Raw genomic sequence first — 23,780 nt, 5'->3', positions numbered from 1 at the left:
CTATCTTTGGTGCCTGCAAGACAACTTGCATGTGTCCCTTGCGGCGGCCACCACACGTGAAGCCGTCGTGTTGCGCGAGGCTGCCCGGAACGAGCGGCCTATGCCTGCCAACGTCGCTCAAGTGCGAGCCATTCAACACCCGCGCCAGTCGTTTGCCGCAGCGGATTCGCATCGATACGATCCCGCGCCTTGCCCCTCAAAGGAATGCGCGGATGCCTCCAACGATTGCTTCTCCCACAATGCCTGCGCCGTCGAAAAACACCGGCTGGCAGCAGCGCAGCCGACGCCATGTCTGGCATCCATGCACGCAGAGCATCCGGCTCGAAGCGGTGCCGCCGCTGCCGATCGCGCGGGGCGAGGGCGTCTGGCTCTACGACCATGACGGCCGCCGCTATCTCGACGCAACGAGCTCGTGGTGGGTCAATCTCTTCGGCCATGCGCATCCGGCCATCAACGCAGCGCTGAAGGACCAGCTCGACACGCTCTCGCACGTGATGCTCGCCGGCTGCACGCACGCGCCGGCCGTCGAACTGGCCGAGCGCTTGTCCGCATTGACCGGACACGCGCTGGGCCATTGCTTCTATGCCTCCGATGGCGCCTCGGCCGTGGAGATCGCGCTGAAGATGAGCTTCCACGCATGGCGCAACGCAGGTCGCAGCGGCAAGCAGAACTTCGTCGCGCTGCGACATGGCTACCACGGCGAAACGCTGGGCGCATTGCATGTGACCGACGTGCCGGTGTTCCGCGATGCCTATGCGCCGCTGCTGGCGAACGCGCACCTTGTCGCGTCGCCCGACGCGCGAACCGCGCTGCCGGGCGAGGATGCGCTCGCCGTGGCGCGGCGTGCTGCCGCAGAACTCGAAGCGCTGCTGGCCGAGCGGCACGCATCCATCGCCGCCGTGATCGTCGAGCCGCTCGTGCAGTGCGCCACCGGCATGGCGATGCACGACCCCGAATACCTGCGCCTTGTGCGCGCCCTGTGCGATCGCTACGAAGTGCACCTCATCGCGGACGAGATCGCGGTGGGCTGCGGCCGTTCCGGCACTTTCTTCGCATGTGAGCAGGCCGGCATCTGGCCCGATTTCCTGTGCCTTTCCAAAGGCATCAGCGGCGGCTACCTGCCGCTCGCGTTGGTGATGACGCGCGATGCGATCTACGAAGGCTTCGTGGACGACGACGTGGCGCGCAGCTTCCTGCATTCGCATTCCTACACCGGCAACGCGCTGGCCTGCCGAGCGGCGCTCGCGACGCTCGACCTGTTCGAGCGCGAGGATGCATTGCGGCGCAACCGCGGCCGTGTCGAACGCTTGATCGGCCGGTTGCGCGAAGGGCTCCGTGGCATGCCCGTCGACCACCTGCGCCAGCGCGGAATGATCACGGCCTTCGACGTGCGCGAGCCCGGGGGCCGTTTTGCCGAGCGCTTTCATCTCGCCGCGCGTGCGAACGGACTGCTGATGCGGCCCATCGGTCCGACCGTCTACCTCATGCCTCCCTACGCTATCAACGACGACGAGATCGACCTGCTGGTCGATGGCACGCTGGCCACGCTGCAGGCGGTGTCCATTCCCGGCCATGCAGAAGCAGGAGTCCGCGATGCTGCGCTTGCTTGAACGCCTGCAGGATGAGATCACGGCGCTCGATGCGCAATCGCTGCGCCGCCGCCGTCAAGTCGCCGAGACGGCCTGCGCGCCCGAGCAGTCGCTGACGCTGGGCGGTGCGACCGCGCCGCGCACCATGCTCGGCTTCAGCAGCAACGACTACCTCGGCCTTGCCGCGCATCCGGCGCTGTCGGCCGCTCTGGCCGAAGGCGCGGCGCGCTACGGCACGGGCAGCGGCGGGTCGCACCTGATCCTCGGCCACTCGCGCGCGCATGCCGCGCTCGAAGAACGGCTGGCCGACTGGATGGCGCCATTCATCCCCGAGGCGCGCAGCCTCTTTTTCTGCACGGGCTACATGGCCAACCTCGCTGTGCTGTCGGCGCTGGGTGGCGCGGAGGCGGTGATATTTTCGGAGTCGCTCAATCACGCCTCGCTGATCGACGGCGCGCGGCTGGCCAAGGCGCGGGTCGAGCGCTATCCGCATTGCGACGTGGCGGCGCTCGACGCGCAGCTCGCGGCCTGCGACGCGCCGGTCAAGCTCATCGTGAGCGATGCGGTTTTCAGCATGGACGGCAACATCGCGCCCGTGGCCGAACTGCTCGCGCTTGCGGAGCGCCACGACGCGTGGCTGGTGCTGGACGACGCGCATGGCTTCGGCGTGCTGGGCGCCACGGGCCGGGGTGCGCTGCAGGCGGTGGCGCTGCGCTCGGAGCGGCTGGTGCTCATCGGCACGCTGGGCAAGGCGGCGGGGGTGTCGGGTGCGTTCGTAGCGGCGCATCGCACCGTCATCGACTACCTCGTGCAGCGGGCGCGCCCGTACATCTTCACCACGGCCGCGCCGCCGGCCATTGCGCATGCGCTGCTCGCGAGCCTCGCGCTGATCGAGGGCGAGGAGGGTGACGAGCGTCGTGCGCAATTGAAGGCGCGCATTGCACAGCTGCGCCGGGGCGTGCGAGCAATCCTGCCGGCGGATGGCAGCGCCTGGCTGCCTGATTCACCTACCGCGATCCAGCCGCTGATCCTCTGCGACAACGCGCGCGCGATGCGGACGATGGCGCAGCTCGATGCGCGCGGCCTTCGTGTCGGTGCGATCCGCCCGCCGACCGTGCCTGCCGGCACCGCGCGCCTGCGAATCGCGCTCTCAGCCAGTCACAGTGAGGCCGACGTCGCCCGTCTGGTCGATGTGCTGGGCGAGGCACTGGCGCAGCCGTGGAAGGAGGCCGCATGACACAGCGCCGCTGGTTCGTCACGGGCACCGATACGGGGGTAGGAAAGACGCTGGTCAGCAGCGCGATGCTGAGCCTGCTGGCCGCGTCGGGCCTGCGCGCGGTCGGCATGAAGCCGGTGGCCGCGGGCCTGGAGCGTGTTGACGGGGCATGGCAGAACGAAGACGTCGAGCAACTGCGCGCGGCCGGCAATGTCGATGCGCCGCTGGCCTTGCGCTGCCCCTACCTGCTGCGCGCACCGATGTCACCGCATCTCGCGGCGCGGGAAGAGGGCGTGCGCATCGAGCTGCCGCCGCTGCTGTCGGCCTTCGCGGCGCTGTCGCAGCGCGCCGATGCGGTGGTGGTCGAAGGCGTGGGCGGGTTCTGCGTGCCGTTCGGCGACGACCTCGACAGCGCCGACCTTGCGGTGGCGCTCGACCTGCCGGTGATCCTCGTGGTCGGGCTCCGGCTCGGCTGTCTGAGCCATGCGCTGCTGACCGCCGAGGCCATTCGCGCGCGTGGCCTCGTGCTGGCGGGCTGGGTCGCGAGCGTCATCGAGCCGCAGATGCTGTCGCCCGAGGCCAACCTGCAGACCCTGCGCGACCGGCTCGGTGCGCCGTTGCTCGGCGTGGTGCCGCATCTGGCCGAGCCCGGTGCGGCCAGCGCCGCGCGGCACCTCGACCTGCGCGCACTGCGCGCGACCGCGGCCCACGCCGCGCGGCGCTCGGCCGCGCTTGCATTGGCCTGAACCGTTCGATCAGGCCAGGTGCTTGTCGCGGTTCGCGCGCTGGCGCTCCAGCATCCAGCCCGGGTACTCGGCCGGCAGCGCGCTCGCCTTGTCGAGGGTGGCGAGCTCGTCGGCGGAGAGCTCGATGGCGGTGGCGGCGATGTTGTCGTCCAGCTGGTCGACGCGCTTGGCGCCGATGATCACGCTGGTCACCACAGGCTGGTGCAGCAGCCACGCCAGCGCGATCTGCGCGACGGACACCTTGCGGGCCTCGGCCAGCACGCGCATCGCATCGATGCAGTCGTAGGCTCGGTCCCGGTTCACCGGCGGGAAGTCGAAGGTGGCGCGGCGGGTGCCCTTTTCGGTTTCAGTGTGGCGGTCGACCTTGCCGCTCAGGAGGCCGCCGGCCAGCGGGCTCCAGACCATGAGGCCGACGTTCTCGCTGCGCAGCATCGGCACCAGCTCGCGCTCCAGGTCGCGCCCGGCGATGGTGTAGTAGGCCTGCAGCGACTCGAAGCGCGCGAGCCGGTCGCGCTCGGCGATGCCCAGCGCCTTGGCGATCTGCCAGGCGGCCCAGTTCGACACGCCGACATAGCGCACGTGGCCTTGTTGCACGAGGTTGTCCAGCGCATGCACGGTTTCCTCGATCGGCGTGAGCGGGTCGAAGCCGTGGATCTGGTACAGGTCGATGTGGTCGAGCTGCAGGCGCTTCAGGCTCGCCTTGACGCCGTCCATGATGTGATAACGCGAGGCGCCGCCCGCGTTCGGGCCCTTGCTGCCGGTTTCGCCGAGCACCTTGGTGGCGACCACCACGCTGTCGCGCGGGATTTTGAGGTTCTTCAGCGCCTGGCCGGTGATGACTTCCGACTGACCTTCGGAGTACACGTCGGCGGTGTCGATGAAGTTGATGCCGGCGTCGACGGCCCGGCCGACAAGGCCTTCGGCCTCGCTCTGCTGGAGGTCGCCGATCTGGCTCCAGATGCCCGAGCCGCCGCCGAAGGTCATCGTGCCGAGGCAGAGTTCGGAAACCAGGAGGCCGGTGCGGCCGAATTTGCGGTACTGCATGGAAAGGTCCTTTGTGTTGGGAGAGGTGTTCGGGGAGGTGTTGGCAAAAAGTATCCGCCTGCGACCCCCGGGGCGGCGAGCGCGTTCCTGCAAAGTCTTTGCCTATTTCTCCAGACCTTGTTCCGCGGGCGTGCAGTTTCATGGGAGCGGCGCTAAGCTGCAAACCACCCGATCCTCCACGGTGCGCGCCACCGTGTCCTCAACCGCGACAAGGCCCTCTACATGTCCGACGAAACACCCGAAATCGCTGTAGCCATTGCCCAGCCGATGCCGCTGGAGCCCGAACTCGACGAAGCCAGGAAGGAACTGGTGGCGCTGATCAACCGCATCACCGGCGGGCGCGACGGCACGGTGGAAACGCCGGTGGCCGGCCTGCAGGTGTATTGCATCAGCAAGCCCGACCGCCCCAAGCACGCCTTCGCCACCCCGGCGCTCGGGCTGATCGCGCAGGGCTCCAAGCGGATCATCATGGGCGACGACATCTATGTGTACGACCCGATGCACTACCTCGTCACCTCGGTCGACCTGCCGGTGTGCGGCCAGGTGCGCCTGACGAGCGACAACGAGCCCTACCTGGGCCTGCGGCTGGAGCTTGCGCTCGACGAGATCGGCGAACTCATCGGCGACGAGAAGTTGCCCGCCAAGGCCAACGCGCCGGCTTCCCGCGGCATGTACGTCAACCGCATCGCGATGCCGGTGCTGGAGCCGGTGCTGCGGTTGCTGCGACTCGTCGAGACGCCGGAGGACGTGCCGATCATGGCGCCGCTCATCAAGCGCGAGATCATGTATCGCCTGCTGGTGAACGGCGAGGGCGCGCGCCTGCGCCAGATCGCGCTGCAGGACAGCCACACCCAGCGCATCGCCAAGGCCATCAGCGCGCTGCGCGTGAACTATGCGCAGTCGCTGCGGGTGGAAGACATGGCGCGCGCGGTGCACATGAGCGTGTCGTCGTTCCACCATCACTTCAAGGCGGTGACCGCGATGAGCCCGCTGCAGTACCAGAAGCAGCTTCGCCTGCAGGAGGCGCGTCGCCAGATGCTGGTGACCGGAATCGACGTGGCGAGCGCGGCGCACAGCGTGGGCTACGAAAGCCCGTCGCAGTTCGCGCGCGAGTACGGCCGCATGTTCGGTGCACCGCCGCTGCGCGACAAGCAGCGCTGGCTCTCCGAGGCCGGCAACGATGCGATGGCGGCGGCGTCGATGGAAGCGGCCTGAGCGGCCCGGCTGACTGAGCCGCATGGCCGAATCCAAGGTCGCGATCTATGGCGCCATCGGCGCCAATGTCGCGATCGCCATCACCAAGTTCGTCGTGGCGGGCATCACCGGCAGCTCGGCGATGCTGTCGGAGGGCATCCACTCGGCGGTCGACACCTTCAACGGCGTGCTGCTGCTCGTGGGCCTGAAGCTCAGCAAGCGGCCTGCGACGCCCGAGCATCCGTTCGGCCATGGCAAGGAGCTCTATTTCTGGAGCCTGATCGTGGGGGTGCTGATCTTCGGGCTGGGCGGCGGCGTGTCGTTCTACGAAGGCATCCAGCACATCCGCGCGCCGGAGCCGATGCGCGATCCGACATGGAACTACGTCGTGCTCGCGGCGGCCTTCGTGTTCGAGGGTGCGAGCTTCCTCATTGCCTTGAAGCAGTTTCGTGCGCAGGCCGGGGGAACGCCGTTCTGGCAGGCGCTGGACCGCAGCAAGGACCCGACCACCTACACCGTGCTGGCCGAGGACTCCGCAGCCCTCGTGGGCCTGCTGGTGGCCGCGCTCGGCATCTACTTCAGCCACACGCTGGACATGCCGGTGCTCGACGGCGTGGCCTCGGTGGTCATCGGCGTGCTGCTCGCGGGCGTGGCCGTGCTGCTCATCGCGCAGGCTCGGGGCCTCCTGATCGGCGAAGGCATCCGGCCCGAGACCGCGCGCGCCATCCGCGCCATCGCAATGGAGCAGCCCAGCGTCCAGGACGTGGGCCATGTGCTGTCGATGTACATCGGGGCCGACGAGGCGCTGGTGATCGTCGACGTGAACTTCAAGGACGACATCTCCACCGGCGAGGCGGGCGAAGCCATCGCGGCCATCGAGCAACAGGTGCGTGCGCGTTTCCCGACGATCAAGCGCATCTTCATCGAGGCGACCGATGCGCCGCAGGCCGACGCGGCACCGGCAAAGGACGGCGGCGCCTTGTAGCACTTACTGCAATTTCTTGCGTCGTCACGACCATGCAGGTTTCAAATTTTTTCGTTATTGTTTTGCTCGCTGCAGCACCCTGGCGCACAGGCGCCGGGAGAACCAAACAACACGGAGAGATGCATGCTTTGGGAAAAAAAGCTGGCGCAGTGGAGCGCCGCCGTTCGTGACCGCGCGAACCTGCCCGCGCGGCTGACGCTGTGGGACGGCCAGTCCTACGATTTCGGCAATTTCAGCGGACCTTCGGTCACGCTGCACGTCAAGTCGCCCGCTGCGCTGTCGCTCATGCTGCAGCCCACGCTCGACAACCTGGGCGAGGCCTACGTCAAGAGCAAAATCGACATCGAGGGCAAGCTCAGCGACGTGATCGACATCGCCTACGGCCTGGCGAAGACGTCGATCGACAAGCAGGGCGGCGCGCTGCAGAACATGGCGCGCTATTTCACGCACACCAAGTCGTCGGACAAGAAATCGATCCAGTACCACTACGACGTTTCCAACGAGTTCTACCAGCAGTGGCTGGACCCGAACATGGTCTATTCGTGCGCCTACTTCGAGAACGGCGATGAAGACCTCGCCACCGCGCAGTTGAAGAAGATCGACCATATCCTCACCAAGATCGACTTGCGGCCGGGCCAGACGCTGCTGGACATCGGCTGCGGCTGGGGCGCGCTGGTGATCCGCGCCGCGCAGAAGTTCGGCGCACGCTGCGTGGGCGTCACGCTCTCGCAGAACCAGTTCGACCTGGCCACCGAGCGCGTGAAGGCCGCGGGCCTGCAAGACCGCATCGAGATCCGCCTGCAGGATTACCGCGACGTGACAGGCCAGTTCGACCGCATCACCAGCGTGGGCATGTTCGAGCACGTGGGCCGCAAGAACCTGCCGGCGTATTTCAAGCGTGTGCGCGAATTGCTGGCCGACGACGGCGTGGTGATGAACCACGGCATCACCTCGTCCGACCCCGAGGGCGGTGGCGTCTCGTACGGCGGCGGCGACTTCATCGACCGCTACGTGTTCCCCAACGGCGAGCTGCCGCACATCAGCCTCGCGCTGCAGGCCATGCAGCAGGGCGGGCTCGAGGCCTTCGACATCGAGAACCTGCGCCGTCACTATGCGCAGACGCTGCGCTACTGGAGCGACAGCTACGAGGCCAACAGCGAGAAGCTGCACGCGATGGTCGACGAGGAGAAATTCCGCATCTGGCGCGTGTACCTCGCGGGCTGCGCGTATGCCTTCGAGAACGACGACGTGGCGATCTACCAGATCGTGGGGCGCAAGGCGGGCAGGGCGGCGAAGACGCTGCCGTGGTCGCGCCGCTATATCTACGACGGCACCTCGGCGTTGAACGCGGGCTGAACTTCGCGCTGCCGGCTTCAATAGCCAAGCACGGTGTCCCAGACGGCCAACTGCGCGAGCTTCGGGACCGTGCCCACCACGACGTCGCTGCGGGCGCCTTCGCCCATACGGACCGATGTCGCGGCCTGCGGGGCATAGCGTGGCCACGAGACATCGGCACCGAAGGCGACGGTCTGCGACTCCCCGGCGAACGACACCAGCGCGGCCATCATGGCTGTGGACAACCGGGCCTCCGCGGCACCGGCACCGACCTTTTCCTTGTAGTAGTCGAGACCGTAGGTGCCGAACAGCAGCGGAAGATCGGCGCAATGCGGCGCGCCATGCGCGGGTGCCTTCAGCGTGTGGGCGTAGGTGCCCAGGCGCACGTCGATGCCTTCGCGAGCGAGCTGGCCCGCGTAGCGGACAGAGTGATTCCGTATCGTGAAGTCGCCGTAGATTTCGACCCACAGGTCGCCCGCGCCGCCGGCACGCGACTCCTGCGTGGCCGCCTGCCGGTAGGCGGCGATGACCTGGTTGCTTGCAGCCTCGGAGCGGGTCAATGCCATCACGGCCGCCAACAGTTGTGCATCGTTCTGCGGCAGGGGCGCGGTCAGCACCTTGCCGGCGGGGTCGATGAGATCGACGAAGAAGGTGCCTTCCGTGGCGGTGGTCGTGATGATCACGGGCAGGTCGGCCGGCCATGGCGTGCGCGTCCAGTCCGCCAGGCAGAACTGCCCGTCGATGACGGGAATGAACCTCGAGCCGCGGCCCGTCGCAATGCCCGCGGGAAGCGGCAGGGCGTTGAGGGCGATCTCGGCGGCGTGCAGTGTGGCCGCGGGCACGTCGCGCAGGCCCCGGGGCGTGGTGCTCAGGCGCGCGGCCAGCAACTCGGTGTACGCGGCCGCATCCTTGAGGTTGAAGCCGCCGGGCGCGGCATTGCTTCCCGGGCTCAGCAGCACGACCTTGCGAAGGAATTTTCGCGACGCGGGGTTCTGCGCGATCACCGCTGCGCTGGTGCCGCCGGCGGACTGCCCCATGAGGCAGATGTTGCCGGCGTTGCCACCGAAGGCCGCGGCGTTTTGGTGCACCCATTGCAGCGCGGCCATCTGGTCCTGCAGCTGCCAGTTGGCGGTGCTGCCGTTGTCGTTGTCGGCCAAGTCCGGGTGCGAGAGCCCGCCCATTGCGGCCAGCCGGAAGTTGACGGTAACCACCACGACGCCGAGCGCGGCGAGCGCCTGGCCGTTCATCAGCGGCATGCTCGTGGCCCCCGTGCGCCAGGCGCCGCCGTGCAGCCACACGATGACGGGAGCGCCGTTTGCGTTCGCGGGCGCCCATACGTTGACGGTCAGGCAGTCCTCGCCCTGCAGTGCCGGGACGGGGTAGATCCAGGTGACGTAGGGCGGCAGCGTCTGCACGCTCGCGGCGCCAAAGCGATCGGCATTGACGACTTCCGCCGCGGGCTTGTACGGCTTGGGCGACTGGAAGCGCAATGCGCCGACGGGCGGCTGCGCATATGGAATGCCCAGGTAGGAGACGACGTCGCCGCTGACCTGTCCCTTGAAGCTCCCCGACGTCGTTTCGGCGACACGCGAGGCAGATGCCGTGCCGGCGCCTGCGAAGGGCATCGAGAAGCCGCCACCGCCACCGCCGCCACAGCCAGCCAACGGCACCGCGATCAGCGCGCCGGCTGCCTGGATGAACCGCCGGCGGGAGTCCGGCCGGGTCGAAAAAGAATCGCCTCGTTGCGTCATCGTCGTCTCTCTTGGCTGATCGCCGACCCACAGCAGGTCTGGCTTGCCGGGCCGATGCTAGGAGTGATGACCGCGCGATGACACCCGCGCGAGTGCAACGCAGCTTTCTGAAAATGAAGGTCCAGGCGCCTGCGTGCCTACCGGCGAATCTCTTTCGAATAGGGCTCCATCGACTCGACCAGCAGCGCCAGGAACTCGCGTCCCGCCCGGGTGAGGTCGCGCCGCGACGGATACAGCGCGTGGACTGAAATGGTCGGCGGCGTCCAGCCCGGAGCGACGAGACAGAGGCCGCCTTGCGCCAGGTCGGCGCTGCACATCGTCAGCGGCAGGCGCGCGATGCCGATGCCCGCCAGCGTCGCCTGGCGGATCTGCAGCAGGCTGTCACTGGTGAAGCGCGTCTGCACGTGCAGTTCGGCTTCGGCACCGTCCGGCCCGTGCAGCGGCCAGCGCGATGGGTGCACGCCGAAGGTCCAGCCGATGGCGGGGCAGCCGGCGAGCGCGGCCGGCGTGGCCGGGCGGCCAAGCGATTCGTACAGGTCAGGCGTGGCCGCGAGAACGTAGGGAAAGTCGCCGAGCTTGCGCGACACCATGCTCGAATCGGGCAGGGTGTCGATGCTTGGGCGGATCAGCAGGTCGGCCGCCTCGCCGGAAGCGGTGGGGCGGCCATCGGTGGAGTCCAGCGTGAGCGTGACTTTCGGATGCCGCTTGACGAACTCGACGCACAAGCGGCCGACCAGGCTGGTCGCCAGCGCCACGGGGCACGACACGCGCAGGTGCCCCGCGGGTTCGTTCAGCGTGTCCTGCGCCACGGCCAGCGCATTGCGCGTCTCGGCGCGGATCGCCAGGCCGTGCTGGTAGAGGCGCTCACCGACTTCGGTCACCTTGAAGCGACGCGAGCTGCGCATCAAGAGGCCCACGCCCAGTCGTTTCTCGAGGGCCGCGATGCGGCGGCTCAGCCGTGAGACGGGAATGCCGTGGCGCACGCTGGCCGCATTGAAGCCGCCGGCCTCCACCACGAGCACGAGCGCGATCAGGTCGTCGACGACGCCGTCCATTTCATCCATGCCATTTGCCTCCAGGTTTCAGCCCTCTCGAACCGGGCCGCATTCTGCGCCCGGGCGCGAGAGCTTGAGCGACGGACAAGGCTTAGCACTCCCGATAGCATCCACCCCCTCATGACGTCCAGCACCAAAACAACAAACCGCCCCTTGGTCATCGCGGCGATCATGGCTTCGATGGCCATGGTCGCCATCGAAGCCACGATCGTCTCGACCGTCATGCCGCAGATTGCCTCCGAACTCGGCGGGTTGCATCTCTACAGCTGGGTCTTTGCCTCGTTCCTGCTGGCGCAGACCGCGATGACCGTGGTGTTCGGCAAGCTCTCCGACCTGTACGGGCGCAAGCCCATCATGTTCGTGGGCATCGCGATCTTCGTCATCGGCTCGGTGCTGGCGGGCTTCTCGTGGTCGATGCCGGCCATGATCTGCTTCCGGCTCATCCAGGGCATCGGCGCGGGTGCGATCCAGCCCGTGTCGCTCACCATCGTGGGCGATCTCTATCCGGTGCGCGAACGCGGCAAGGTGCAGGGCTATCTCGCGAGCGTGTGGGCCGTGTCGGCCGTCGTGGGGCCGATGATCGGCGCGCTGATCGTCCAGAAGCTGTCGTGGGCCTGGATCTTCTGGGTCAACGTGCCCATCGGCCTGGCCGCGGCGGCGGGCTTCTGGTTCTTCCTGCACGAGGCGCCGACGGTGCGCCGTTCGTCCATCGACATGGTGGGCGCGGTGCTGTTCACCGTCGGCATCGCGTCGCTGATGATCGCGCTGACCGAGTTCGGCGTCGGCAACTCGGGCGTCGCGCTCGCATGGGCGGGGCTCTTCGTGGTCACGCTCGCGCTGTTCATCGCACAGGAGCGCCGCGCGGCCGACCCGATGGTGTCGCTCAAGCTCTGGGGCGCGCGGATGATCGCGACCGTCAACGGTGCGGCAATGCTGGCGGGCATGGTGCTGATCGGCATCACGACCTTCCTGCCGATGTACGTTCAGGTGGTGCTGGAGCGCTCGTCGGTCACGGCCGGCCTCACGCTCACGATGGTGATGCTCGGCTGGCCCATCGGCGCGACGCTGACCTCGCGCACCTTTCACCGCATCGGGCTCTGGCGCATGGTGGTCGTCGGCGCCGCGCTGATTCCGGTGGGCACGTCGACCTTCGCATTGCTCGGGGCCGGCAGCTCGCCGGTGCTGCCGGCCATCGGCTCGTTCATCATCGGCCTGGGCATGGGCGTGATGAGCCTGGCTTCGCTGATCCTGATCCAGGAGGGCGTGGAGCTCTCGCAGCGCGGCATCGCGACGGCTTCGAACGTGTTCTCGCGCAACCTGGGGAGCGCGTTGGGCGCGGCGTTCTTCGGTGCCGTCTTCAACTTCGGGCTGACGCGTGGGGACGGCAGCATGATGTTCACCGACGACGAGCTGCGTCTGCTGCTGCAGGGCGTGCACGGTTCCGTCGCGGGGGATGCGGGCATCCGGCTGGCGTTGGGAAGCTCGCTGCATCTCACGTTTTTGATGATGCTGGTCGTGAGCCTTGGCGTGGTGGCGCTGGCGTTGTGGCTGCCCAAGGAAGGGTTGGGGACGCAGGCGGTCAAGGACAACAAGGTTGTGCAGAAGTAGCCTGGCCGTTCGCGGTGGGTGGGCTCAGCCCGTCAACGCTTTCTTCATGTGCACGAGGTAGAAGCCGGCTGCGTAATCGTCGATGCGGCCGTACTCCTCGTAGCCCTGCTTCAGGTAGAAGGGCCTGGCCTGCCATTCGAAGGTGTCCAGCTTCGCGTGTTTCGCTCCCAGGGCCATGGCCTGGCGCTCGCCTTCCGCGAGCAGGCGACGGCCGAGGCCCGCGCCGCGTGCGTCTTCCTCGACGAAGAGCACTTCCACGTTGAACCAGTAGAGAAAGACGAAGCCGCGAAGTCCGCCGAGCAGGCGGCCGCTGTCGTCCTTGGCGTTCAGGCGGATGTATTTTTGCTCGGGGTACTCGCCGACGACGCCGTAGTTGAAATGCCGAAGCTTGCGGCCGAGTTCGCCGGAACGGAGTTCTTCGTCGGTGGGAGGAACGATGTGGATGGTGTTCATCGGGGGGGCGGCCGGGAATGCAGCGAGGTTCTTGGGACGGTCGGCTTTTCGATGCGGGACGCGATTTTGCGACACCCGCGGTCCACCAAGACAGGATGCGCGCGCTAGGAGTGGCAGACGAACCCGTCCTTGAGCAGCGTGATCTCGAACTGCAAGTTGCCCGCACGCGCATCCCTCGCCTTGGCCAACGTGCCGTCCGAGCGCCATTGGCGCAGGGCCGCCGCCAGATAGTCGCGCGAGGCCGCATCGCCATCGGCCAGTCGAATCGCAGCATCGGATGGCAGGCGCACATCGCTCGCCAGCGGCTTGTAGAAGCGCCACTCTTCGTTCTGCATGAGCCGCGCGAGCACCTCGCCATCCTCGGCCAGCGCTGCGCATTCGCCAGCCATGAAGGCCGATGCCGCATGCACCGACGACGGGTAGCTGCGCGGCTGCGCACCGTAGCGCTGCGACACCGCACCCGCATAGCCTGAGCCTTCGCCGACGCAGACCGAGGCGCCGCGCAGCGCGGCTTCGTCCTGCACCTTGCCGCGGCGCAGTGCGACCACTAGGCCGCGGCCGGTGTCGTAGCTGCCGGGTGCAGCGGCGATGTCCTGTGCGGTTGAAGAAGCAGGCACGCCGGCGACCAGCAGGTCGATGCGACCTTCGCGCAGCGCGGCTTCTTGCGCGGCCGCATCGAGGCCGACCAGTTCCAGTGGAACGCCGAGTGATGCCGCCACCTGTCGCGCCAACGTCGCGTCGAAGCCATCGGGCTCGGGCGGTGTCGGTGCCTCGGGCGGGGCAGGGCGCGGATAGCGCCGCACACCGACGACGAGCTTTCCGCGCTCGATGGCTTGCGCCAGCACCGGCCCCTTCGGCAGGCTCGACAGCGAAGGTGTCGCAAAGGCCCATGCGCCGCCGATGCCGGCGAGCGCCACGGCTGCAGCGAGCGCCGCGCCCGCAAGAACCAGCTTGCGCTCAGTCATCGAGGCTCAGTCCCTTGCGCCAGCGCAGCAGCCGCCGCTCCAGCAAGGCGAGCAGGTAGTTGAGCAGCAACCCGAGCACGGCCAGCAGCAGGATGCCGGCGTACATCGTCGGGATCTGAAAAGTCTCCTGCGAATTGAGCGTGAGAAAGCCCAGCCCCGAATGCGCACCGATCATCTCGGCCGCCACGAGCGCGGTGATGCTGTACGCCCCCGCCAGCCGCACGCCCGTGAAGATCGACGGCAGCGAGGCCGGCAGCACCACCTTGAAGAAGATGAAGCGCCGCGACGCGCCCATCGACAGCGCCGAATTGACGAGCAGGCGGTCGACCTGCTTCACGCCGCTCACCGTGCTGAGCAGCACCGGCCAGAACGAGGCCCAGAAGATGATCGCCACCTTCGAGAGTTCGCCGATGCCCAGGAACAGGATGAACACCGGGAACAGCGCGAAGGCCGAGGTCTGGCGAAAGAGCTGCAGCACCGGATCGACGATGGCCGCGAGGCGCTTCGAACTGCCGATCAGCAAACCCAGCACCACGCCGAAGAAGCTCGCGAGCAGCAGGCCCCACAGCGAGCGCTGCAGGCTCGCGGCCAGGTGCTTCCAGAGCTGGCCGGTGTCCACGAGCTGGGCGATGCTCGCGACCACGGCGGAGGGCGGGCTCAGGTAGGCATCGCTTACGATGCCCAGGCGCGGCAGCGCCTCCCACAACGCCAGGAAGATCACGATGCCGATGCCGCGTTCGGCCACCCGGGCGAAGCCGCGCGCGAACTTGAAGAAGCGATGGGGTGGGCGCACTGCCGGTGCATCGAGCACGGCACTCATGACACCACTCCTTCCAGCGATCGCGGCTTCAGCCCGACCTGCACTTCGTCCTTCAGCACCTCCCACGCGCGCTGTCGCAGCGCGGCGAACTCGGTCGAGTGACGAATCTCCGCAGAACGCGGACGCGCGAGTGGGATGTCGACGATGTCCTTGATGCGTCCGGGCCGCTGCGTCATCACCGCCACGCGGTCCGACAGGTACACCGCCTCCTCGAGGCTGTGCGTGATGAAGACGATGGTCTTGCGGTACTGCTCCCAGATGCGCAGCAGCTCGCCCTGCAGGATCTCGCGCGTCTGCGCGTCGAGCGCGGCGAAGGGCTCGTCCATCAGCAGCACGTCGGGCTTGTAGGCGAGCGAGCGGGCGATGGCTACGCGCTGCTTCATCCCGCCCGAGATCTCGTGCGGATAGCGGTCGGCAAAGCCGTGCAGGCCGACGAGCTCGAGGTATTCGTGCGCGGTGCGGCGGCGCTCGGTCTTGCCGATGCCTCGGATCTCGAGGCCCACCGCGATGTTGTCGAGCACCGAGAGCCAAGGAAAGAGCGCATAGCCCTGGAACACCACGCCCTGGTTGCGGTTGACGCCTGCGAGCGGCTGGCCGTTGATGGCGATGCGGCCGCCTGTGCGCTCGGTGAGCCCGGCCAGTATGCCGAGGAAGGTTGATTTTCCGCAGCCGGAAGGGCCGAGCACCGAGAGGAATTCTCCGTCGCGCACGTCGAGGTCGAAGCCTTCGAGCACGCGCACGCGCTCGCTTGCGCCGCGCGCCGCGTAGTCCATCCGCACGTCGCGGGCCGAGATCTTGAGGCTCATGGCGCGCACGGGTCAGGACTTCGCGGCCTGCTGCGCGAAGGGGTTGAATTCGTTGGTGTACACGTCCTTCACCGCCACCTTGCCGGCGGCGAGCTTGCCCTCGGACTGCAGGATGTCGATGTAGTACTGGATCGGCGGCTCGGTCACCACCAGGTCGTCGACATAGGCGTAGCGGTCGACGTTCTTCAGGTCCATGTTGATGCGCTTGGCCACGAGCTTGCGCGCCTCTTCGGTGTTGGCGTTGACCCAGTTGCCGGCCTTGGCGAGCGCCACCACCACGTCCCGCACCGCCTCGGGGTGCTGGCGGATGAACTGGCCGTGCGCGCTGTAGGGCGCCATGCCGCCGAGGCCGCCGTCCAGGTCGAAGTCGCTCCACAGGCGCACCAGCGATTCGGCGTTGTCGGCGCGGCCGGAAAAAGGCGCGTGGATGATCGCGAGATCGGTGTTGCCCGTGACCAGCGTCTGTTCGGCCTGCTCGTCGGGAATGACGACGAAGTTGATCTTGTTCACGTCCACGTCGTGCTGGCGCAGGTACTTCTTGGTCACGAACTCGGCGCAGGCGCCGAAGCTGTTGAAGCCGATGGTCTTGCCTTCCAGGTCCTTCGGGTTGCGGATGCCCGAGTCCTTGCGAACGAAGTACTTCATGTGCGGCGCTTCCTGCAGCGTCTTGCCCCCCGCCGCCACCACCTTGAGGTCGGCGCCCGAGGCAATGGCCGAGATCACCAGCGGCACCATGCGGCTGCCGAAATCGATCTCGCCCGTGCCCACGAGCGGAATGATCTGCGGCGCGGCGATCTTGCCGACGTACTCGGGGCGGGTGTTGGTGCCCTCGAAGTAACCGAGCTCGTCGGCCAGGTAGATGAGGTCGAACGACGGGTTGTTGGGGTACTTGAAGGCGACCTTCTCGCCGGTCTTCTTCACCACGGCCGGACCGCCGGCCGCTGCGGCCTTGTTGCCGTCTTCCCGCGAGCAGCCCGCGAGCGCCAGGCCGCCGATGGCCGCCAACGAGGCGAGGGTCTTGAGCGCCATGCGGCGCGAAGGAATGGAAGAGGGCGTCTCGGTGGGCATGACGGCGCGCTCCGGCACGGGAGCGGTGGGGCTGGTTGGGAAGCGACGATCGTAGAAAGCCCTGCCCGCGTCACCAACGAAGAAAACCGCGCATGCATATGCGCAAACACGCGGGCATCATGTCGCTCCCTTCCCACTTTTCCTCCGCATCCCATGACCTACCTTGCCGCCCCCGAGCGCTACGACGCCATTCCCTACCGCCGCGTCGGGCGCAGCGGGCTCGTGCTGCCCGCCATCTCGCTCGGCCTGTGGCACAACTTCGGCGACAGCACGCCCATCGACGTGCAACGCAAGCTGCTGCGCACGGCCTTCGACCTGGGCATCAACCACTTCGACCTGGCCAACAACTACGGTCCGCCGTACGGCAGCGCCGAGACCAATTTCGGGCGCCTGCTGCGCGAAGACTTCAAGGTCTATCGCGACGAGCTCATCATTTCCAGCAAGGCCGGCTGGGACATGTGGCCCGGCCCGTACGGCCAGGGCGGAGGCTCCCGCAAATACGTGCTCGCGAGCCTCGACCAGAGCCTGCAGCGCCTGGGCCTTGACTACGTCGACATCTTCTATTCGCATCGTTTCGATCCGCACACGCCCCTGGAAGAAACCGCGTCCGCATTGGCGCAGGCCGTGCAACAGGGCAAGGCGCTGTATATCGGCATCTCGTCCTATTCCGCCGGCAAGACGCGCGAGATCGCAGCGCTGCTGCGCGAATGGAAGGTGCCGCTGCTCATCCATCAACCGGCCTACAACCTGTTCAACCGCTGGATCGAGAAAGACCTGCTCGATGCGACGGATGAACTCGGCACGGGCGTGATCGCCTTCACGCCACTCGCGCAGGGGTTGCTCACCGACAAGTACCTCAAGGGCATTCCGGCCGATGCGCGCATCAACCGGCCCGGCGGCGGCTCGCTCAAGCAGGAGCACCTGTCGGATGAGAACGTTGAACGCGCACGCGCGCTCAACGAGATCGCCAAGCGCCGTGGCCAGAGCCTCGCGCAGCTTGCGCTGACGTGGACGCTGCGCGATCCGCGCGTGAGCTCCGCGCTGATTGGTGCGAGCCGGCCCGAGCAGATCGTCGACAACGTCGCGGCGCTGCGCCATGCGCCGCTGAGTGCCGAGGAGCTCGCGGAGATCGACAAGTACGCGGTGGAAGGCGGCGTGAATCTGTGGGAAAAGCCGTCGACCGACTTCGCGTGACGACGGCCTTCGCTGCCGCGGCTGCTACTCCAGCGTGAACCCGATCTTCACCGTCACCTGCCAGTGCGCGACCTTGCCGTCCACCACATGGCCGCGCGTCTCGGTGACGGTGAACCACTGGATGTTGCGCACCGTTTCGTGGGCCTTGGCAATGGCGGTCTGCACCGCATCCTCGATGCCGATGGGCGACGAGCCGGTCAGCTCGAGGGACTTGTAGACGTGGTTCGACATGTCTCTGCTCCTTGTGAATGGGTGTGTGGGGCCATCGTAGTCACGGCGCGCCGCGGCGGGTGGAATTTTCTGCATCAGGTAACTCGCAATCCTTCTTTGAGAAAGCAGGCCGGCTGCGCAGAATCGCCGCAGCGTTCACCGGAAGTCCCTCATGCCACAGCGCAGTCCTTATGTTTCTCCGGCGGCCCAGGCCCGCCACGTTCTCGCGCTGACCACGGCAGCGTGGCGCATCGCGCCGTCTTCGCCGCACGAAGTGGCGCGCCGTGCACCGCACGGCTATGTGCCGATTCGCGCCATGCGGCGCTTCCATGCAGCTGCGGCCCTGGCCTTGCTGCCGCACTCATGGTGAGATGCTGATCGTTCTTTCAGGCTTGCCCGGCTCGGGCAAGACCACGGTCGCGCGCGAGCTCGTGGCGCGGCTTTCGGCTGTCTATCTGCGCATCGATGCCATCGAGCAGGCGCTGGTGTCGGCGAAGGCGCTGGCCGGGGAGGTCGGGCCCGCGGGCTACGACGTTGCCTATGCGCTCGCGCGCTCCAACCTTGCGCTCGGCCTCACGGTGGTGGCCGATTGCGTCAACCCGCTGCCGGTCACGCGCGAAGCGTGGCGCGCGGTCGCGGCGAGCACATCGTCGCGCGTGCTGGAGGTCGAGGTCATCTGCTCGGATGCCGCGGAGCATCGTCGGCGCATAGAGCATCGCGAGCCCGACATTCCGGATCACGTGCTGCCCGACTGGGCTTCTGTACTGCGGCACGACTATGCGCCGTGGACGACGGAACGCCTGGTCATCGACACGGCCACCGTCAGCGCCGTCGACGCGGCGCAGCGGATCGCCGCAGCAGCCCGCCTCTGAACAATATGCAGATATCGATAGAGGAAATCGGCGCAAGCGGTGCGCGCGATGCCCAAGAGAATTCGCAGCAATTCTTTCAAAGGCGTCATTGCTGCACACCGTGTCCTATTCGCTGTCTCTGCTCGACAAGAGCCTGATCCCCGAGGGCGCCGATGCCGCCCAAGCGTTCCAGCACACGATCGCGCTCGCTCAAAGCGCCGAGCGCCTGGGCTACCGCCGCTACTGGCTCGCGGAGCATCACGGCAATCGCGGCTATGCCGGCTCGGCGCCCGAGGTGCTGGCTTCGCACCTGCTCGCGAAGACCTCGCGCATCCGCGTCGGTACGGGCGGCGTCATGCTTCAGCACTACAGCCCGTTCAAGGTCGCGGAGACTTTCCGCGTGCTGGCTTCGCTGGCGCCGGGTCGCGTGGACCTGGGCGTCGGCAAGGCGCCCGGTGGCCTGCCGCTGACCAGCAAGGCGCTGCAGTGGCTGCACGATCCGGTGAAGAAGAAGGAGGACTTCGCGGTCCGCCTCGCCGAGCTCGATGCGTTCCTGCATGACGGTGTTGCCGCGGACCATGCGCTGGCTGGCGCGGTCGCCACTCCGAACCCGCCGCAGTTGCCGCAGCGCGTGCTGCTCGGTGGCACGCCCGAGAGCGCAGTGCTCGCGGCGCGCCTCGGCTGGGAGTTCGTCTACGCCGGGCACTTCAACGGCGACCCGGTGAACATCGGGCAATCCATCGAGGCCTATCGCTCGGCCACCGGCCGCGCGCCCTTGCTCGCGCTCTTCGCCTTCGCGGCCGAGACGCATGAGAAGGCCGCCGAACTCGTCGGCGCGCTGCGCAGCTTCAAGGTGCACCTGCCCAGCGGCCAGAGCGTGAACCTCGGGAGCCTCGAGGCCGCCGCCGAGTTCGCGCGGCAGGCCGGCGCGACCGACTACCGCACCGAGGAGCGGCGCCCGCATGTGATCGCGGGCACGGCCGACGAGGTGCGCGACGAACTCGATGCGCTGAGTGAGCGCTACGGCATCGAGGAGTTCGTCATCGACATCCCCGTGGCCGGTTTCGCCGAGCGCGCCACGGCCGTGGAGCTGCTGGCGCAGGCGCGAGAACCCGCGCTGGCCTGAACGCCTTCACCGTTTCCCTTTTCCACCTCTACAAGAACGAGTCGCGATGAGCAACATCAAGTTCGGCGTCATGCTGCAAGGTGCCGGCAGCCACATGAATTCGTGGAAGCATCCGGGCGGTCCGGCCGATGCCAGCGTCAACCTCGACTTCTTCGTGCGCACCGCGAAGAAGGCAGAAGACAACGGCATCGCCTTCGCCTTCGTGGCGGACGGGCTCTACATCAACGAGAAGTCGATCCCGCATTTCCTCAACCGCTTCGAGCCGATCTCGATCCTGTCGGCGCTCGCGACCGTCACCTCGAAGATCGGTCTCGCGGGCACCGTCTCCAGCTCGTACAGCGATCCGTTCACGGTGGCGCGCCAGTTCGCCTCGCTCGACCTGATCAGCGGCGGGCGTGCGGGCTGGAACGTGGTGACCACGCCGCTGGAAGGCAGCGCGAAGAACTACAGCCGGAACCACCCCGAGCACGCGCTGCGCTACGAGATCGCCGATGAGTACCTGGCCGTGACGCAGGGCCTGTGGGACAGCTGGGATGAAGACGCCTTCATGCGCAGCCGCGAGACCGGCCAGTTCTTCGACCGCGAGAAGTTGCACACGCTGGACCACAAGGGGCGCTTCTTCCAGGTGGCGGGGCCACTCAACATCCAGCGCTCACCGCAGGGGCAGCCGGTGATCTTCCAGGCCGGCTCGTCGGATGCGGGCGTGGGCCTTGCTGGCAAGTACGCGGATGCGGTGTTCACCCATTCCCCGTCGATCGAGGAAACGCGTGCTTTCCTGAAGCAGGTGAAGGCCAGCGCGGTGGCGCAGGGCCGGCAGGCCGACGACGTGAAGATCTTTCCCGGCATCGGCCCCGTCGTCGCGGCCACCGAGGAAGAGGCCGAGGCCAAGTACCGCGCCATCCGCGAACTGCTGACCATCGAGGAAGCACTGGCCTACCTCGGCCGCTTCTTCGACCACCACGATTTCAGCCAGTACCCGCTCGACGAAGCTTTTCCCGAGCTGGGCGAGATCGGCCGCAACAGCTTCCGTTCGACCACCGACCGCATCAAGGCCAAGGCGAAGGCCGGCGGCCAGACCTTGCGCGAGGTGGCGCTCGAAGTCGCGACGCCGCGCACGCAGTTCGTGGGCACCGGCGAGCGCATTGCCGACGAGATCATCCGCTGGGTGGACGAGGGCGCGGCCGATGGTTTCATCCTCGGCTTTCCGGTGCTGGGGCAGGGACTGGACGATTTCATCGAGTTCGTGATTCCCGTGCTGGAGGCGCGCGGGCGCTACCAGCGCGAGCTGCCCGGGCAGACCTTGCGCGATCACCTCGGGCTGCCGCGCAAGGCGAGCCGCTATGCGGCGACAAGCGACGCCACCTCCCGAAAGGCCGCGTGATGAGCGAACAGTTCGTCTACACCACGCCTCTCGATCCGCGCGCCCAGCCATTGGTCGAGGGCCTGACCTTCGAGTACGACAGCCGCTACGGCGACGTGCTGCGCGAGCCCGGTGCACCGCGCGAGATGGACCGCTATCCGCCCGAGGTGTTCGCGCCGCCGCACGGCAACTTCGTGCTGTTGCTGCGCGACGGCATCGCCATCGGCGGCGGCGCCTTCATGCGGCATGACGAGCGCACCGCCGAACTCAAGCGCGTATGGACGCGCACCGACCTGCGCCGGCAGGGCCTCGCAAGCAAGGTACTGCTGGAGCTGGAGGCGCAGGTGCGGCGCCAGGGCTACGAGCGCATCTACCTCACGACGGGATTTCGTCAGCCCGAGGCCGTGGGCCTGTATCGCGGCCATGGCTATACCGCATTGTTCGAAGAAGCGGCGGACCCCGAAGTGCCGCGCAAGCTGCCGTTCGAGAAATACCTGGTGACGCAGCGCCATCAGGCCCGAGCCACCGAAGCGTTGAGCGAGGCGGTGCAGCGATGAACACGACCACCATCCTGGACGTTGGCCCAGAGCCGCGCAACCCGGCACCGGTTCGTCCCGTCGTCCGGCCCGAGCCTTCGACGCCCCAGCAAGCCGCGCCCGCGAAAGGCGACTACTCGCACTTCCGCGTGGTGCCCGCGAAGTACCCGGCACGCACGGTCGGCACGGTATTCGCCGTGCTGCTCATCGGCATCGTGCTGCATTCGGTGTTGACCAATCCGCGCTGGGGATGGGGCGTTTTTGCCGAATGGTTCTTCTCCGAGCCAGTGCTCGCAGGGCTCGGCCGCACCTTGCTCCTGACGGCGCTGGGTGCGGTGTTCGGCTTCGTGCTCGGCACCGGGCTGGCGCTGGCACGCGTCTCGCGCTCGCCGCTGCTGGCGCGGCTGTCGTGGGTGTTCACCTGGCTCTTCCGCTCGGTGCCGATCATCGTGCTGCTGTTGATCATCAACAACCTCGGCTACCTCTACGAGACGGTGGCGCTGGGCATCCCGGGCACCGACATCACCTTCTTCTCGTACCCGACCACGCAGCTGATCAGCCCGTTCATCGCGGCGCTGCTGGGCCTCACGCTGAACCAGGCGGCCTTTGCCTCGGAGATCGTGCGCGGCGGCATCCTGTCGGTGGAGCAGGGGCAGCTCGAGGCGGCGGCGGCGCTGGGCCTTTCTCGCAAGCGCCAGGCCTTTCGCATCGTGCTGCCGCAGGCGATGCGGACCATCTTGCCGACGGCGTTCAACGACATCATCGGCCTCGCCAAGGGCACGTCGAACCTCTACATCCTCGCGCTGCCCGAGCTGTTCTACACGATCCAGATCATCTACCGGCGCAACCTGGAAGTGATTCCGCTGCTGATGGTGGCGACCGTCTGGTACCTGGTGATCCTCACGGTGCTGTCGGTGGCGCAGCACTACATCGAGCGGCATTTCTCGCGCGGTGCGCTGCGCAACCCGCCGCGCTCGCGGCTGGCCGGCGTGGCGCGCGGGCTGTGGCGGTCGAAGGCGCCGGTGGCGGCGGAGCCGCTGGTGTCCGCGCCGCCCGCACCGGTGCTGGTGCCGCGCTGGACCGATCCGCTCACGCTGGGCGGCGAGGTCACGATCCATGGTGTCTCGAAGAGCTTCGGCGCACTCAAGGTGCTCGACGACGTGACGCTCACCGTGCCGCAGGGCAGCGTGACGGTGATCCTCGGGCAGTCGGGCTCGGGCAAGTCGACGCTGCTGCGCGCGATCAATCACCTGGAGCGCGTGGACGACGGCTTCATCGCGATCGACGGCGAACTCATCGGCTACCGGCGCGACGAGGACACGCTGTACGAGCTGCACGAGAAGGACATCCTCAAGCGTCGTGTCGACGTCGGCATGGTGTTCCAGAACTTCAACCTGTTCCCACACCTCACGGTGCTCGAGAACATCGTCGAGGCGCCCGTGTCGGTGCGCGGCCTGGCACGCGACGAGGCCGAGGCGCTGGCTTCGGAGCTGTTGGTGCGCGTGGGCCTCGGCAACAAGACACATGCCTATCCGCGCCAGCTCTCGGGCGGCCAGCAGCAGCGCGTGGCCATTGCCCGCGCGCTCGCGCTCAAGCCCAAGGTGCTGCTGTTCGACGAGCCCACCTCGGCGCTCGACCCCGAGCTGGTGGGCGAGGTGCTGGCCGTCATCAAGGAACTCGCGCGCTCGGGCACCACGCTGGTCATCGTGACGCACGAAATCGGCTTTGCCCGCGAGGTGGCCGACACCATCGTCTTCATGGAGCAGGGCCGCATTCTCGAAACCGGCACGCCCGACAAGGTGTTCAACGCGCCTTCGCATCCGCGCACGTCCGAGTTCCTGGCCAAGGTTCTCTGACTGCTTTTTTCC

General features: G+C 67.4%; 23 protein-coding genes. 14 read left to right on the top strand and 9 right to left on the bottom strand.

From position 1 onward, the window contains the following. Positions 1 to 212: 212 nt before the first annotated feature. The 3 genes from bioA to bioD are packed head-to-tail and all read left to right on the top strand — an operon-like array spanning position 213 to position 3,551. Positions 213 to 1,610, top strand: a complete 1,398-nt coding sequence (gene bioA, locus ACSFA7_RS07160) for an adenosylmethionine--8-amino-7-oxononanoate transaminase (RefSeq protein WP_435498726.1) — start codon at positions 213 to 215, stop codon at positions 1,608 to 1,610. Further along, entirely contained in the window at positions 1,594 to 2,826 is a 1,233-nt protein-coding gene (gene bioF / locus ACSFA7_RS07155; protein ID WP_435498725.1) for an 8-amino-7-oxononanoate synthase, read from the top strand. The genes bioA and bioF overlap by 17 nt, the downstream gene beginning before the upstream one ends. Beyond that, a complete protein-coding gene (gene bioD, locus ACSFA7_RS07150) occupies positions 2,823 to 3,551 on the top strand; it encodes a dethiobiotin synthase (protein WP_435498724.1) in 729 nt (242 codons plus the stop codon). The genes bioF and bioD overlap by 4 nt, the downstream gene beginning before the upstream one ends. 9 nt (positions 3,552 to 3,560) lie before the next feature. On the opposite strand, the gene ACSFA7_RS07145 is transcribed toward bioD, so the two are convergent. Beyond that, positions 3,561 to 4,595 carry an aldo/keto reductase gene (locus tag ACSFA7_RS07145; protein ID WP_435498723.1) on the bottom strand — a complete coding sequence of 345 codons (1,035 nt, stop codon included), beginning with the start codon at positions 4,593 to 4,595 and terminating at the stop codon, positions 3,561 to 3,563. Between the two features lie 222 nt (positions 4,596 to 4,817). Here ACSFA7_RS07145 and ACSFA7_RS07140 point away from each other — a divergent pair, with 222 nt between their 5' ends. The 3 genes from ACSFA7_RS07140 (at position 4,818) to ACSFA7_RS07130 (ending at position 8,130) form a co-directional block, all read left to right on the top strand. Then, the gene (locus ACSFA7_RS07140; RefSeq protein WP_435498722.1) at positions 4,818 to 5,810 is read left to right on the top strand and encodes an AraC family transcriptional regulator; all 993 of its coding nucleotides are present in this window, start codon (positions 4,818 to 4,820) and stop codon (positions 5,808 to 5,810) included. A 22-nt stretch (positions 5,811 to 5,832) separates the two neighbouring features. Then, positions 5,833 to 6,774: a cation diffusion facilitator family transporter gene (locus tag ACSFA7_RS07135; RefSeq protein ID WP_435498721.1), complete on the top strand. Its 942-nt coding sequence runs from the start codon at positions 5,833 to 5,835 to the stop codon at positions 6,772 to 6,774. 123 nt (positions 6,775 to 6,897) lie between these two features. Continuing rightward, on the top strand, positions 6,898 to 8,130 hold the full coding sequence (locus ACSFA7_RS07130; protein WP_435498720.1) for a class I SAM-dependent methyltransferase: 1,233 nt from the start codon (positions 6,898 to 6,900) through the stop codon (positions 8,128 to 8,130). A gap of 17 nt (positions 8,131 to 8,147) precedes the next feature. Here the strand turns inward: ACSFA7_RS07130 and ACSFA7_RS07125 are convergent, their stop codons facing one another. Together ACSFA7_RS07125 and ACSFA7_RS07120 are read right to left on the bottom strand one after the other, a co-directional pair. Next, complete coding sequence (locus tag ACSFA7_RS07125; protein WP_435498719.1) at positions 8,148 to 9,860, bottom strand: carboxylesterase/lipase family protein; 1,713 nt, start codon at positions 9,858 to 9,860, stop codon at positions 8,148 to 8,150. 137 nt (positions 9,861 to 9,997) lie between these two features. Continuing rightward, positions 9,998 to 10,924: a LysR substrate-binding domain-containing protein gene (locus ACSFA7_RS07120; RefSeq protein ID WP_435498718.1), complete on the bottom strand. Its 927-nt coding sequence runs from the start codon at positions 10,922 to 10,924 to the stop codon at positions 9,998 to 10,000. 111 nt (positions 10,925 to 11,035) lie between these two features. On the opposite strand from ACSFA7_RS07120, the gene ACSFA7_RS07115 reads away from it, so the two are divergent. After that, positions 11,036 to 12,523, top strand: coding sequence for an MFS transporter (locus ACSFA7_RS07115; RefSeq protein ID WP_435498717.1), 1,488 nt, complete (start codon positions 11,036 to 11,038; stop codon positions 12,521 to 12,523). Between the two features lie 24 nt (positions 12,524 to 12,547). Here ACSFA7_RS07115 and ACSFA7_RS07110 read toward each other — a convergent pair whose 3' ends face one another. From ACSFA7_RS07110 to ACSFA7_RS07090, 5 genes are all read right to left on the bottom strand, one after another. Further along, positions 12,548 to 12,976, bottom strand: coding sequence for a GNAT family N-acetyltransferase (locus ACSFA7_RS07110; RefSeq protein ID WP_435498716.1), 429 nt, complete (start codon positions 12,974 to 12,976; stop codon positions 12,548 to 12,550). A 104-nt stretch (positions 12,977 to 13,080) separates the two neighbouring features. Continuing rightward, positions 13,081 to 13,941 (bottom strand): substrate-binding periplasmic protein, encoded by an 861-nt coding sequence (locus ACSFA7_RS07105; protein ID WP_435498715.1) that lies wholly within the window; start codon positions 13,939 to 13,941, stop codon positions 13,081 to 13,083. Next, entirely contained in the window at positions 13,934 to 14,761 is an 828-nt protein-coding gene (locus tag ACSFA7_RS07100) for an ABC transporter permease (RefSeq protein ID WP_435498714.1), read from the bottom strand. The genes ACSFA7_RS07105 and ACSFA7_RS07100 overlap by 8 nt, the downstream gene beginning before the upstream one ends. After that, a complete protein-coding gene (locus ACSFA7_RS07095; protein ID WP_435498713.1) occupies positions 14,758 to 15,567 on the bottom strand; it encodes an ABC transporter ATP-binding protein in 810 nt (269 codons plus the stop codon). Before ACSFA7_RS07095 ends, ACSFA7_RS07100 begins: the two co-directional genes overlap by 4 nt. 12 nt (positions 15,568 to 15,579) lie before the next feature. Beyond that, positions 15,580 to 16,635 (bottom strand): ABC transporter substrate-binding protein, encoded by a 1,056-nt coding sequence (locus ACSFA7_RS07090; protein ID WP_435498712.1) that lies wholly within the window; start codon positions 16,633 to 16,635, stop codon positions 15,580 to 15,582. Between the two features lie 153 nt (positions 16,636 to 16,788). On the opposite strand from ACSFA7_RS07090, the gene mgrA reads away from it, so the two are divergent. Continuing rightward, the gene (gene mgrA, locus ACSFA7_RS07085) at positions 16,789 to 17,829 is read left to right on the top strand and encodes an L-glyceraldehyde 3-phosphate reductase (RefSeq protein WP_435498711.1); all 1,041 of its coding nucleotides are present in this window, start codon (positions 16,789 to 16,791) and stop codon (positions 17,827 to 17,829) included. Between the two features lie 24 nt (positions 17,830 to 17,853). Here the strand turns inward: mgrA and ACSFA7_RS07080 are convergent, their stop codons facing one another. After that, the gene (locus ACSFA7_RS07080; protein WP_012747952.1) at positions 17,854 to 18,060 is read right to left on the bottom strand and encodes a dodecin; all 207 of its coding nucleotides are present in this window, start codon (positions 18,058 to 18,060) and stop codon (positions 17,854 to 17,856) included. Positions 18,061 to 18,211: 151 nt separating this feature from the next. Between ACSFA7_RS07080 and ACSFA7_RS07075 the strand changes: the two genes are divergently transcribed. The 6 genes from ACSFA7_RS07075 to ACSFA7_RS07050 all read left to right on the top strand — a co-directional run bounded on the left by ACSFA7_RS07075 (position 18,212) and on the right by ACSFA7_RS07050 (position 23,768). Further along, the gene (locus tag ACSFA7_RS07075; protein WP_435498710.1) at positions 18,212 to 18,409 is read left to right on the top strand and encodes a hypothetical protein; all 198 of its coding nucleotides are present in this window, start codon (positions 18,212 to 18,214) and stop codon (positions 18,407 to 18,409) included. Position 18,410: 1 nt separating this feature from the next. Next, positions 18,411 to 18,911 carry a P-loop nucleotide/nucleoside kinase family protein gene (locus tag ACSFA7_RS07070; protein WP_435498709.1) on the top strand — a complete coding sequence of 167 codons (501 nt, stop codon included), beginning with the start codon at positions 18,411 to 18,413 and terminating at the stop codon, positions 18,909 to 18,911. A gap of 100 nt (positions 18,912 to 19,011) precedes the next feature. Next, entirely contained in the window at positions 19,012 to 20,016 is a 1,005-nt protein-coding gene (locus ACSFA7_RS07065; protein ID WP_435498708.1) for an LLM class flavin-dependent oxidoreductase, read from the top strand. A gap of 46 nt (positions 20,017 to 20,062) precedes the next feature. Continuing rightward, entirely contained in the window at positions 20,063 to 21,397 is a 1,335-nt protein-coding gene (locus ACSFA7_RS07060; protein ID WP_435498707.1) for an LLM class flavin-dependent oxidoreductase, read from the top strand. After that, a complete protein-coding gene (locus ACSFA7_RS07055; RefSeq protein ID WP_435498706.1) occupies positions 21,397 to 21,933 on the top strand; it encodes a GNAT family N-acetyltransferase in 537 nt (178 codons plus the stop codon). Before ACSFA7_RS07060 ends, ACSFA7_RS07055 begins: the two co-directional genes overlap by 1 nt. Further along, on the top strand, positions 21,930 to 23,768 hold the full coding sequence (locus tag ACSFA7_RS07050) for an amino acid ABC transporter permease/ATP-binding protein (RefSeq protein ID WP_435498705.1): 1,839 nt from the start codon (positions 21,930 to 21,932) through the stop codon (positions 23,766 to 23,768). The genes ACSFA7_RS07055 and ACSFA7_RS07050 overlap by 4 nt, the downstream gene beginning before the upstream one ends. Positions 23,769 to 23,780 lie beyond the last annotated feature (12 nt).

It is taken from the genome of Variovorax trehalosi, assembly GCF_051216415.1.
In the GTDB taxonomy this organism is placed as follows: domain Bacteria; phylum Pseudomonadota; class Gammaproteobacteria; order Burkholderiales; family Burkholderiaceae_C; genus Variovorax.
The sequence above is the reverse complement of the archived record's forward strand: the minus strand, read 5'-3'. Positions and strand labels throughout refer to the sequence as shown.